Source organism: Cytobacillus spartinae (genome assembly GCF_042865285.1).
Lineage (GTDB): Bacteria > Bacillota > Bacilli > Bacillales > Cytobacillaceae > Robertmurraya_A > Robertmurraya_A spartinae.
Genome location: NZ_JBIACK010000012.1, coordinates 15,916 through 28,416, shown reverse-complemented (window position 1 = coordinate 28,416; position 12,501 = coordinate 15,916). Strand labels below are relative to the sequence as shown.

Genomic DNA, 12,501 nt, shown 5'->3' with positions numbered 1-12,501 from the left:
AAGAAACTTAACAAAGAAAGAATATCTAGTTCATGTCCCTTTGGATTACAAATTACCCCATAAAAAAAGACAGTAGGATATTCCCTACTGTTATTCTCCACTCGCTTCTTGGTGTAGCGGGTCTTCACTTTGGTATTCTAATTCCTGCACAAGCATACAAATCTTAAAAATTTTCTCACTCTCCAAGATATATTCACTTAAGATTGGTTCAATGACTAACATTAAACGGTGATAATCGTAGAATGTTTGTTGGTGACATAAAACATTGAATTTACCAACATGTGCTGTATTTTTACCGACAAAATTCTTCTCTGTACGGGTGATATATAAGAAATACATATAATCCTTATCCGTGTGAGTGACCCAACTAAAGCGGGGATGCCTGCCTATCGTTATTACATAATCATTATGAAATGCCTTTACATAATCTGGGCTATTCTTTTTGTCCTTTCCCTTTATCATTAGTTTATCCTCCCTATTCCTTAGTAAAATATTTACATATAATCAATTAAACGATCGTATGTTCTTTCCTTGTTTTTTTATCAAAATAAAAGAGACGGTCTTTTCCGTCTCTTAATGCTTCCATATGCGATAATTCTTTTAGTATTTCGGACATTTTACCACATTCCTTTCTTTCCTTACTTCATAAATTATGGATAATTAGTATGAAATAATTTGGAATACGGGCTCATCATTTCCTTCAATAAAATAGCCATTAAGTTCTCTTACTTTATCTTTGGCCCACTTTAAGTCTCTTTGTGTCAGCCATGAATATTCATTATCAGGATTCACAACCTCATGAATAAACGCTAAATAATATAGGCAATTTTTGTAGTTAAGGTTTTTAATATAGTTTTGTACTTTTACGATATCCTTCTGGAAAGGATCATCATTAGTATCATACTTATATTTCATTTCAACTACTGCTAAAATATCCACCACGTCATTCCTTAAATGTCCATTTAAGCCGGGTTCTTCACATAACTGTGCTATGACTAAATCTGCGCGTAAACCATCATGATAATACTCTGTATATATTTTCAGCCGATTTTCTTCTAAAACCCTATCAGTTAACTTGTGTCTTAGGTGGAAATAAAACGAGTTCTTTAGTGTATCCTCCTTGAGTAAACTAAAGTTTTCATAGTCGTACTTTATATTATTGCACCAGATTTCTTTTATAGCATATCTATTGTCTTTCTCATATCGATTTTCATTACTCACCCTCATTGTATACCTTAAAATTGTTGCTAATATCCGTTATTAACTGATCATAAAAAGATTTTCCCCATAGGTATCTATCCTTGTCCCTTAATGTATATTCTTCTGGAGCGATAGTTGAAACAGCATAAATATAATCCATGTATTCTTCCCATAATCCGTCAGAAAACTTTCTATCCGTTAAACTATGATAACGATATCCATTTCCCTGAAGGACATCACACACTCTAACATCATAGACAGTAAAAGAATCAGGAAATAACACAGTTAAAATAGCACTAGCCATCGGCAATCTAAATCCACAGTTTGCCATTAAGTATTTTAATCTTTGCTTAGAATCATTCAAAAAATTGACTTCAGCCGTAATTGATTTTACAGCCTCCTGCAGACTAGGATATCCCATTTCTAATATTCGTTTTGCAACTTTGGATTTGGAGCGGTTTGATTTCCAAATGATAATCAAGAAAAAATCAGGAGCGCTTAAATATCCTTGTTCTTTAAATCTATTATGTACAGTGTTGAATAAGTACTTCTCAATATCATAGAGTTCTCTAAAATCTAGTTCTAGTAACTCCGTTTGATTATTTGGTGGTTCAGGATTATCTTCTTCCATGAACTCATTGAATTCTTTTACGACCTCTTTTGGTGCATCTGGCTTTAAGTGCCAATTGCCCGATTCTCCTACGAAATACGGGGAATTTATAAATTTTGGTTTCTTACCTATCAAAGGAAACACCTCGAAATAATATTAAAGACAGCAATTTCATCTTTTTCTATCACATTGCCTTTCTATTATTTTGCTACTCATATGCAATTAGGGTACTTTTATCTGCTCAAAATAAAGGAAGTTGAAATTAATAACCAACCACATTAAGCATTTGTTTTGACCATTCTCTAGACACTCTACGAGGCTAGTTTATCTCCATTTTCATAATTATCGATAAACTTAAAATATGGAAGGACAATCCCTAATAAAGACACAATGCAAATAATAGAGCCAATTAATAAATACAGTGGGCGTATTCCCCAAATTTCACTTAAAAATCCTCCAACGAGTACGCCCAAAGGCATAGCACCTCTGATAATTAAAAGGCGCACAGAGAAAACCTTCCCCATTAGATGATTGGGAACCGTTTTTTGGCAAATCGTCGTATTGTGAACACTAAAGAATGCCATTACGATACCACCTAATATTTCTGTTGTAATGCCAAATACGATACTTTGGTTAAAGCATAGAGCAATAAAAGTTAAACCGCCAATAAATAAAGCACCAAGCATTAATGTCCTACGACTTTTATATTCTATTTTTCCAACCAACATAGCACCAATTATATAACCAATCGGAAATCCAGCCATAAAATATCCATATTCAGCGTAACTTCCATTTAATTCCTGAGTTATATAAGGAAGTGTCGTAACCATTGTTACACCAACTCCAAATTGTACAAAAGCCAGAAATACCCCTAACCAAACAACAATCGGCTGTTTAAAAAAGAAGGTTATCCCTTCTACAAATTCTTTTAACCATGAATTTCTTACTCCATGCACATTTTTATTTTCTTGAATAAACAAAAGTGTTAAACCACTACATAGAAGTAAGAAACTTACTAAGGTAAGCGTTGGTTTAACACCTATATATTCAATTACAATCCCACCCGTTATCGGTGCCAGAAAGGTCATTAGTCGGACTGTTCCATCAATGTAGGCATTTGCTGTCTGTAAATGCTCACTGGTAACAATTGTAGGGGTTATTGCTTGATTTGCTGGAACATATAAAGGTGTAATTAACCCAACAACTATTTGAACTAGGTAAATGTGCCAAGGTGCAAGTGACCCTGTAACTAGAGCGATAAGAGGAATAATAAAAATAAGCCCCCTAGTCCATTGTGAACAAATCATAACCCACTTACGACTCCAGCGATCAATAAATGGTCCGATGAATAATTGGAGAATCAAAGAAGGAATAAAATATAGTATCCACATACTACCTAATGCTAAAGTTGATCCAGTGAGTTGATAAATCAATATCGAGTTGCAAAATGTTCCAAAAGCCCCGCCTAATTCTGAAATTCCGTTTCCTAACCATACAGATACAAACGACCTATTTCTCAGTATTGATAAATTCATTTATTACCCCTCACTTTTGCTTCAGATAAATATCTAACTCCTTAAATAAAAGTTCAATTACGTCCATTTTTAATGAATATTTTGATTCAATAATTTCTACTAATTTTGCTGCTCTTAAAATTTTCAGGTGATGATGAATTGTGGATTTACCTATGTTTAATTGTTCGGTAAGATCTTGCAAACTCCGGTTACTTTCAGAGAGTAATTTAACTATTCTGAGGCGAGCATCATCTCCTAAAGCCTTATGTTTTAGTACTAAGAAATTACTAGGTGTATATTTATCGTTAGGAGTAATACTGTCATTTGATACTGGATAATAAAACACTTTTGTTCCCTCAATATCTGCCTCAATATTCCATGGACGATAAATGTATTGTGGGATTAGTAAGACAGTATGTACACTTGGTTCAGGATGATAAATAATACCTCCGGTAGCCCACTGTACCAACTCTTCTGGTGTCATTTTCTCTTTTGCTAATTTTTTTGCATCATAATCATTTTTCAAAATGGAACTTGTCTTCTCTATACTTTGTTTAGATACCTCAACATGCCATCTTGTCATTACATTAACTAGATGTTCTTTTAAATGCTTTCCGTCAGTTCGGCTTATAAACTCTATATATTGAGGGAAAAATGGATTTTCGCCCGTTATTTTAACTAATTTTTGGATAGCATTTTCTTCACCTAGAGCAGCCTTTTCCCTAATACTTTGATATTTATTCGCTACAAAAGGTAAACAAATAAATTTCAACTTAATATCATTAAGATTTTTAATATAATCGATAAACTCAGTCAAATTATTGAAGTTCTTTTCATGAAGTAATTGCAAGAGAGACTTCCATGTATTGTTTTTTTCAACAAAGTTCAATTCTTCCAATAATTCTGCAGATATAGATTCTTTTATATGCTGCCAATACTCTTTTTGTCTTTCTAAAGTTTCAATAATAGAAGAATTTGTAATGGCTGCTATTCCTAATGCACTTTCCCATAATGTTGAATAGGTTAGCCGAATATTATATGTTTCTCTTTTTCTACTAGTTAGTTGTAATACTTCCACACAACCACCTCACACTTTATTTGGATTTATTTAACAACAATTCTATATTATTAGAACGTAATATTCAATGATTATAGAATTTCATTTCAAAGTTTTTTATAGATGGGTAAAAAAAACAAGCCATTCTGATTAATAGGCTTGCTAAAAGAATCTTTATATTAAATTTTTGTTTGAAATTTGTTGGTGCTTTTACATAATTAACAAGTGCATTATCCCCAATAAACAGACTTATCTATTTGGCGAAATAAGAAACTTAACAAAGAAAGAATATCTAGAGCATCCTTGACTTCAATCGGCCATTCTAGGGCTAATTCATGCCCTTTAGGATTACGAATTGCCCTCATAACACCCATACAAAGGTGCATAATACCCTCTTGCTCATTGCGATCTGTTTCAGTTACTTGTTTATTAAGTTTTAAACTACCTTTCATTGATAATGCTGCACTCATTAAATCTGACCCATGTTTATCTAATTTGGCCTTTTCTGCTACAAACTTATCAAATGCCTTGCAGCATTCAAAGACTGCGTGAAAATATCTTCCTTCAGCAAAAAGATCCCTTCCATGTTTACGAATCTCCTCATGATAATTCCTTGAATCAAATGCTTTTACTTCTTGTGAATTTCGATTTAAACTAGTGTCTTTTTGCCCTGTATAAACAATTTTACCAGTCTCTAAACTTATTTTAAGACCATAAAACTTTATTATATCGTTCACTTGTCCAACAATTTCTTCATGATAATCGCCATTATTTATGTATTCTTGGGGATTACATAAAACTTGAATAATTTTTACAATATGATATTGACCTGAAGGGATGCTTTGAATATCTTGTAAAACTTCGTAAACAAATCTCCACTTAGTTGTTCCATCATGCTGATATTTTGTAAATCCTGCTTTATGGAAAAAACTCGTAATTCCAGAGCCAGTATACCTATCACCGATAATTTTTGATAGTTGTTCTAAAGCAGATAACTCAAATGGCTCAATTGCTATAGTATTAGTTTTTATCATTTAGATCACCTTTTTGTATTTCTTCTACTTCATACTATTATTATCATGAATGGAAAATCTAGAAGAAAACAGATACCTAGAATTATAGTGGTATCTGTTTCAGTTTAGAACTTTATTTAAGCGTCCATCGGCCAACCTTTATACTGTTCTTCAGCCTGTTCCATAAACTTATTAGTTAAGAATTGAAGTTGTTGTCCAGTAACTTTCTCTTTCATTAATACCATTTTGACAGCAAGTTTTACTTTGGCATAAACATCTTGGCGATGTGGGCTAGTCCAATCAACATCGAGTTTCTTTTTTAACTCATTAACTACTTTGTGTATTAAGTTGGCTAAGTACTCGTTTGAAAAAGCGGCATCCTCCATTGAAATAATTGCTTTATAAAACTCAATTTCTTCCTCTGACAAGCCTAGGTCCTGTCTTTTGCGCATTTCTTCTTCCATTTCTTTGCGCATCTTTATCATCATTCGAACGACATCTGCTGCTTGAATGACACGATTATGGTATTCAGTTAAAGTTTTTTCTAACAACTCTTGCATCGTTTTAGTTTGAGGACTCCCCTGCTTAAATGTGACTTTTATTTTGTCCTCAAGAAGTTTTTTCAGTAGTTTTAACCGTAAATCCTCATGTTCTTTCTTTGTTAAATCGGCCAAAAATTGCTCATCAAGAATGCTAATATCTTGTCGTTCGATTCCAACAACTTTGAATATATCTACCGTTTCTTTAGCGAGTAAATTCTGATCCAATAATGCTGACAGTTGCTCTTCTAAAGTCTTATTCCCTCCTCCAGTTCCACCCGGAGGTCTTAAATGCTTTCGTAGTTGAGCCTTTAACATTAGGTATAGAGTAACCTCATCAGCAAGTACCATTACTTCTGGCTGATTTTTAACGAGTTGATACGATTTTTCTAATTTTGTTGCATACTGTATATAATCTTCTGTATCACTGTTTAATAGCACATTTACTATATCTGCTATAAAATCTTCTCTATCTATTTGTGGTTTATGCCTCCAACTGTCTATCACTATATTAGAAGGTATAAAATTTCTAACAGATTCTAAGTTCTCATTAAAAATTCTTATGGCTTCGGTAATATCATATGCGGGATTCCCATTGCCACCACCTGTTGTATATTTATGGGTTGCCTCCTTTAGGGAAGTGGCAATGCCTATATAATCAACAACAATTCCACCTTCTTTGCCGGGAAAAACACGGTTTACCCTTGCAATGGCCTGCATTAGATTATGACCCTTCATAGGCTTATCAACATATAAGTAAGAAAGCGGCTGTGCGTCCATACCTGTTAACCACATATCTACTACTATAACAAATTTAAGTGGGTCTTCTGGGTCCCGTAATTTAGCCTTAACGTCTTCCTGTTCTTTCTTAGACTTAATATGTGAATATTGGCTACCCTCGTGAATCTCTCGCCATTCACGCGGGTCCTTTGATACATCACCCGTCATAATTACTTCCATCTTTGGACAACCTTCTACTTCTTTTAAACAATTATATAAATCAGCAGCAATTTGGCGGCTCATACATACAATCATTGCTTTTTGAAAAGGATTGGCCATTGAATTAAAATGTGATACGATATCGTTTGCAAGGCGTTTGAGCCGTTTTGGAGTTCCCACAACTTTTTCTAAAGCGGCCCATTTTCTTTTATAACCTTCTGTTTCGTCACCTTCACCATTATCTACAAATATATCTTCAAATTGTTCATCAATATCTTCTGCAGTTAAGTCAAGCGGTATTAAGCGGCTTTCATAATAGATTGGTAACGTTGCCTTATCAGCAACAGCCTGTGCCATGTCATAACGATGTATAGTATGTCCGAATATCTCTTCAGTATTGTTTCCTACAAAATCTACTGGTGTTCCTGTAAAGCCGATATGAGAGGCGTTTGGAAGCGCAAAACGCAATTGTGCAGCATAACCACCTTCAAATCCTGACTGCGTACGATGTGCCTCATCTGCAATTACAACAATGTTCCTCCGTTCTGAAAGGACAGGGTGTTGTGTCTCTTCACCTTTTAATCGAAATTTTTCTATAGTAGAAAAGACAACAGGGGTGGCTTCACCTCTAAGTATCGTTCTTAATTTTTCAGTGCTGCTAGCCCGTTCAACCTTTCCAATTAATGACTCACCCTCAACGAAAGTATCATACAATTGTTCATCTAAATCATTTCTGTCCACTTGGATTACAATAGAAGGATTATTCAGTTCAGGGTGTCTGCTTAATATTCCTGCAAAGAAAAGCATACTCAATGACTTACCTGAGCCAGTCGTATGATACATAACACCAATCTTGCGATCTCCCTCTGGTCTTGTTGCACGAACTGTTTCCTTAACTGCAAAATTAACCCCAAAAAATTGGTGGTATTTTGCCCCTATTTTCTTTGTTTTGTCCCCTGATTTAAGGAAAACAATAAAGTTGCGAATATAGTTCAACAGACGGTCTTTAGGGAATAGACCCTCTATTAATGTACGCATTGTATTAGCCCGATTGTTATCTACATTTCTTCCGTCAATGGATTTCCATGAAGCAAAGAAATCATAATCAGCAAAAGGCATTCCATGCTTTGTTTCCACATTATCTGAAACAACCGTGAACGCATTGTAGTTAAAAAGTTGTGAAATATCATAAGTGTAGTTTTGTATTTGTGTAAAAGCATCCTTAACGGTTGCAGTTTCACTATTGGGATTTTTTAATTCAAACACAATGAGCGGAAGCCCATTAATATATATAACAATATCGGGTCTACGAGACATTCTTCCTTCAATTGAAAGTTGATTCACAACTAAAAAATCGTTGTTTTCAGGGAAATTCCAATCTATCGGAAAAATGTGAGGAGTAAAACGTTCACCGTTCAATTCATAAGTGAACTCCACTCCCTTAACCAACATTTGGTGAAATACTTGGTTTCTCTGGATTAAATTCACACCATCTGGAGATGTAATAATGCTTATTAAACGTCTAATTTCTTGATCAGGGATATTAGGGTAAGCCTTCTTTATGAAGGCTTCGAACCTATTAAATAATACTACTTCCTGTAATTGTTCACGTTCCCCACGCTGAAACAATTCTTGAGCATGAAAATACTCATAACCAATTCTTTTTAATCTTTCAATAGTAGTCTCTTCAAATGCTGATTCACCTAGAGGTCTGGACATGATGCAACACCTCCTTAGTTTTTAACATAATCTTTTAATATTCACACCAACTTACAAAGATGTGGTTTATTAGGATTCACTTGTTCCATCTTCTAATAAAAGATGTTGAAGAAGATAATTCCTTGTTTCAATTAAAGAATAGTTTTCTCGATTGTTAGCAGCAATCTTATCAAATAAGGCTTTAACTTTATTTTCAAACTCTTGAACAACCGAGTCTGGTGGTAAAATTAATTTCTGACTATAAGCAACCTCTCTGTTCAAACCCGGAACTGCTGAATCTGTCCCTTTATCTTCCAAGTGTTGTTGATGCAAAGCGAAATACAGATAATAAATGCTGATTAGATTATTATTAATATAAAAAGTTGTATCTATAGGATAATAATCTTCATCAACCCAAGTGATTGTACCTGCATTTCCTTTTCTTCCAACAACAATTGATGGACCTTTTACAATAGATGTATCATGCCAATCAACTTGACCACCTGAGCCTATTACAGGCACATTGCCAAGGACTCTATCCTTTTTTCTTAATGCCTTTCCATATGCAAATTCGAACACATCTTTATTCGAAACAATTTTCCATCCTTCTGGAATTTCACCTTGTTCTGAATCGATAAAATTCCCGTCTTTGAATGGCCCGAAATTTACAAAGTAATGTTTATATAATGAATGTACCATTACTTCTAGTGTTTTGTTTGTTTCTTTGTTATTTTCTATCATTTCATCTATAGAAAATAACTTATCTGCCACCTTTAATTGATATTCAATTGAAGGTATTTGGATTTCAATATCTGATAATATTTGAGTATTAATGGACGGCATCGTTGCACCAACCGCTATTCTTCTAATATATTCCTTGAAAGATTCTAATCCGAAATAATAAGAAAGATATAGTGATGAAACTCTACTGTCCTTTACTCTGACTCTAAGGCAACGTCCCGAAAATAACCAACCATCCTCTTTTTTTGTTACGTATGCTCTTCTATCAACTGAACCTACACGACTAAATACAATATCTCCTTCAAATATTTGATACTTTGATAATCTTTCTTTATCTTCTTCTGAGACGTTAGGCATATTATTATGAATAATTCGATTGTCACCTAAATGCTCGACAGTAATAATTGGAGTTCCTTTTTCAACGTAATCCTTCTGGTGTAGTTGACTTCCAAAAGGGCCAGTTTGTACTTCTGCAATATCACCTAGACGAAATTTTGTAAATTGGGATTTCAAAACAAGCCCTCCAAGTCTTTCTTTATTTTTTCTTGGAGTCGATTTGATTCTTCAAAGTGATTTAAAAGCCTTTGGGTTAATTCTTCCATTTTTTCTTCAAAAGGAGCATCGTCATTTTCACTTACTTCTGTTCCAACAAAAATACCAGAAGACAATTTATAATCAACTTTCTTTACTTCCTCGATACTTGCTACTTTACAAAATCCTGCAACATCCTCGTACTTTTCACCATATTTATAATCATGATAGACTGATGCAATTTTATTAATTTCTTCTTGGGACAATGCCTTTTGCTTTCGACTTACTAGGTTTCCCATTTTACGGGCATCAATAAATAAAATTTCATCTTTTCGTTGTCTAAAACCATTTTTCCCATCCCTGTTTTTACTAATTAAAAATAAACAACATGGAATTCCTGTCGTAAAAAACAATTTTTCTGGAAGTTGGACAATACAGTCAATGTAACCTTCTTCTATTAATTTTTGTCTAACCTCCTTTTCTTCCTTTTGGTTTGTAGTCATTGCACCGTTTGCCATAACAAAACCTGCCGTACCTTTTTCGTTCAAATGAAAAAGAAAGTGCTGTATCCACATATAATTTGCATTACTGTTTGTTATTGGTCCTATTAAACGCGGATCTTTTTTTGCAATTCTCTCTGCTCCCCAGTCCTTCTGGTTAAATGGTGGATTTGCTATTACATAATCTGCTTTTAAATCTGGAAATTGGTCATTTAATAACGAATCACCTAAGCGAATATCTGCATTCATTCCATGAAGTAAAACGTTCATTTTCCCCAGACGAACGTTTGTTGTTACATTCTCTTGACCATAAAATGATAGTGCACGTTTTCTTGGAGCGTACTCTTCACTTTGAATAAACATTCCTCCCGAACCACATGCAGGATCAAACACCTTTCCTTGAATTGGCTCAAGCATCGCTACAAGTAATTCAACGATACTTGAAGGTGTAAAGAATTCTCCGCCACGATTGCCTTCGGATGACGCAAAGGAACCAATAAAATATTCATATGTACGGCCTAGTACATCGACACTTCCTCGATTATTTGCACTAAATGCATCACGCGAAAAGATTTCTATTAAACCAGCCACGTTTTCTACTGAAATATTTGAACCTTGATAAATACGTGGCAGCATACCCTCAAGTTCCGGGTTCTCATCTTCGATACGTTTCATTGCATTGTCAATAATTTCTTTTATATTTGGTTGTTTTGCTTGCTGCATAATATAAGACCAACGAGCATCTTCAGGTACAAAAAAAACATTTTCTGACATGTACTGGTCACGGTCTTCAATTATTAATGATTGTGTTTCAACATCTTCGGCATACCAGTCACTTGTCGGATCAGTAACCATTTGCTCAAGTGTTTTACGACGTAGTTCATATTTGTTAGATAAGTAACGTAAAAAGATTAAGGGTAAAACATAGTTCTTATAGTCACTAGGAGCCACACTCCCACGCATTTTATTTGCTGCATCAAATAAGTCTTTCTGAAAATCTATATCTGCTTGTACCTTCATGGTTTTTCCTCCTAAAAATCAACAAAAAAACTTCTAACTATTTTCCTATTTTATCATAAATCCGAGATGCTTTACTTACATATTTTAGTGGGTGTCAAAACAGATAAAAAAAGAGGTAAGGAAAAATTTCCTTACCGAGACTTATTAAAATATTTTGTATAAATCGCTCTGTTTTCAATGGTAAATAGTTCATTTTTTGGCTGTCATATTAGATAATATCGAAACATGTAGTTTCATAATTGCTTTAAAAATCCCTTTAACTTTTTCAATAAAATTCTCTTCTGGTTAGATATACGACCTTGTTCGGGAATTATTAGAGCCAAATAAGTTTTGTTTTCACTGGATGATTTCATTTTGATAACTGCAACAACATATTCGTCTTGCTTAGCAAAAACCACATTTTCATTAATATTGAAAAGTTCTGTTTCATTTCTTTTGTTCATGGCTATCCCTCTTTCGCTACTTAATATTCACGATGATGTTCAATAGCAAGAGGGTATTACCTTTTTTAAAATCAACAAATATTTAACCCATATATATACTTAAATATATATAATTATCAAAATGGGATATTTGTTGAAAAGGAGATAGGTTATGGAAATAAACAGAGAATTTATTATTAATATTTTGGCAAACAGGTATTATCAATTCCTATGCAGCCTTCCTTATCATGATCAACTCTATATGAAGGGTATCCATGAAGGAAAAGGTAAATTTCTCGCTAATTTACACATTCATTTAGCCACTAGAGACTTACCTAAAAAATGGAATGATAAGAGGTATTCTACTGATTTTGTAACACCTGCCGCATTAGAAATTTTAATGAATAATAGTGTTAATGGGCTAGAATACGAGCATTTAATTCCGAAAAAGAAATACATCCAAGATATCTGTGAACAAAAAACCATTGAGGGAAGCCTTACCGAAGAATTTGTTAAGAAGATTATTAGTCAATATCTATGGACTGCAACGGTCACTACACAAGAACATAAATTACTTTCACGAAGGGTCATGCCTACAGATTGGGATAATAAAGATATTAAAGCAAGATATGTGTCTGCTGGTATTACTTTATTAAATCATGATAAGAATTACTTCAAATAAATAAAATGATATTTATCCACATTATCTATATTGCC

General features: G+C 33.8%; 11 protein-coding genes. 1 reads left to right on the top strand and 10 read right to left on the bottom strand.

The features are described 5' to 3' along the window. Window positions 1–90 precede the first annotated feature (90 nt). The 10 genes from ACFYKX_RS20050 to ACFYKX_RS20005 all read right to left on the bottom strand — a co-directional run bounded on the left by ACFYKX_RS20050 (window position 91) and on the right by ACFYKX_RS20005 (window position 11,805). Window positions 91–462, bottom strand: coding sequence for a hypothetical protein (locus ACFYKX_RS20050; protein WP_389362979.1), 372 nt, complete (start codon window positions 460–462; stop codon window positions 91–93). Between the two features lie 198 nt (window positions 463–660). Further along, the gene (locus ACFYKX_RS20045; RefSeq protein ID WP_389362978.1) at window positions 661–1,221 is read right to left on the bottom strand and encodes a hypothetical protein; all 561 of its coding nucleotides are present in this window, start codon (window positions 1,219–1,221) and stop codon (window positions 661–663) included. After that, window positions 1,214–1,945, bottom strand: coding sequence for a hypothetical protein (locus tag ACFYKX_RS20040; RefSeq protein ID WP_389362976.1), 732 nt, complete (start codon window positions 1,943–1,945; stop codon window positions 1,214–1,216). Before ACFYKX_RS20040 ends, ACFYKX_RS20045 begins: the two co-directional genes overlap by 8 nt. 176 nt (window positions 1,946–2,121) lie before the next feature. Next, entirely contained in the window at window positions 2,122–3,345 is a 1,224-nt protein-coding gene (locus ACFYKX_RS20035) for an MFS transporter (protein WP_389362974.1), read from the bottom strand. Between the two features lie 10 nt (window positions 3,346–3,355). Then, window positions 3,356–4,402, bottom strand: a complete 1,047-nt coding sequence (locus ACFYKX_RS20030; protein WP_389362972.1) for an ArsR/SmtB family transcription factor — start codon at window positions 4,400–4,402, stop codon at window positions 3,356–3,358. Window positions 4,403–4,611: 209 nt separating this feature from the next. Next, window positions 4,612–5,415 carry a TIGR02391 family protein gene (locus tag ACFYKX_RS20025; protein WP_389362970.1) on the bottom strand — a complete coding sequence of 268 codons (804 nt, stop codon included), beginning with the start codon at window positions 5,413–5,415 and terminating at the stop codon, window positions 4,612–4,614. A gap of 116 nt (window positions 5,416–5,531) precedes the next feature. After that, a complete protein-coding gene (locus tag ACFYKX_RS20020; RefSeq protein WP_389362968.1) occupies window positions 5,532–8,591 on the bottom strand; it encodes a type I restriction endonuclease subunit R in 3,060 nt (1,019 codons plus the stop codon). Between the two features lie 69 nt (window positions 8,592–8,660). After that, the gene (locus ACFYKX_RS20015; RefSeq protein WP_389362966.1) at window positions 8,661–9,824 is read right to left on the bottom strand and encodes a restriction endonuclease subunit S; all 1,164 of its coding nucleotides are present in this window, start codon (window positions 9,822–9,824) and stop codon (window positions 8,661–8,663) included. Continuing rightward, window positions 9,821–11,362: a type I restriction-modification system subunit M gene (locus ACFYKX_RS20010; RefSeq protein WP_386642730.1), complete on the bottom strand. Its 1,542-nt coding sequence runs from the start codon at window positions 11,360–11,362 to the stop codon at window positions 9,821–9,823. The genes ACFYKX_RS20015 and ACFYKX_RS20010 overlap by 4 nt, the downstream gene beginning before the upstream one ends. A 233-nt stretch (window positions 11,363–11,595) precedes the next feature. After that, the gene (locus ACFYKX_RS20005) at window positions 11,596–11,805 is read right to left on the bottom strand and encodes a hypothetical protein (RefSeq protein ID WP_389362964.1); all 210 of its coding nucleotides are present in this window, start codon (window positions 11,803–11,805) and stop codon (window positions 11,596–11,598) included. Between the two features lie 151 nt (window positions 11,806–11,956). Between ACFYKX_RS20005 and ACFYKX_RS20000 the strand changes: the two genes are divergently transcribed. Continuing rightward, window positions 11,957–12,466 carry a hypothetical protein gene (locus ACFYKX_RS20000; RefSeq protein ID WP_389362962.1) on the top strand — a complete coding sequence of 170 codons (510 nt, stop codon included), beginning with the start codon at window positions 11,957–11,959 and terminating at the stop codon, window positions 12,464–12,466. The last annotated feature ends 35 nt before the right edge of the window (window positions 12,467–12,501 follow it).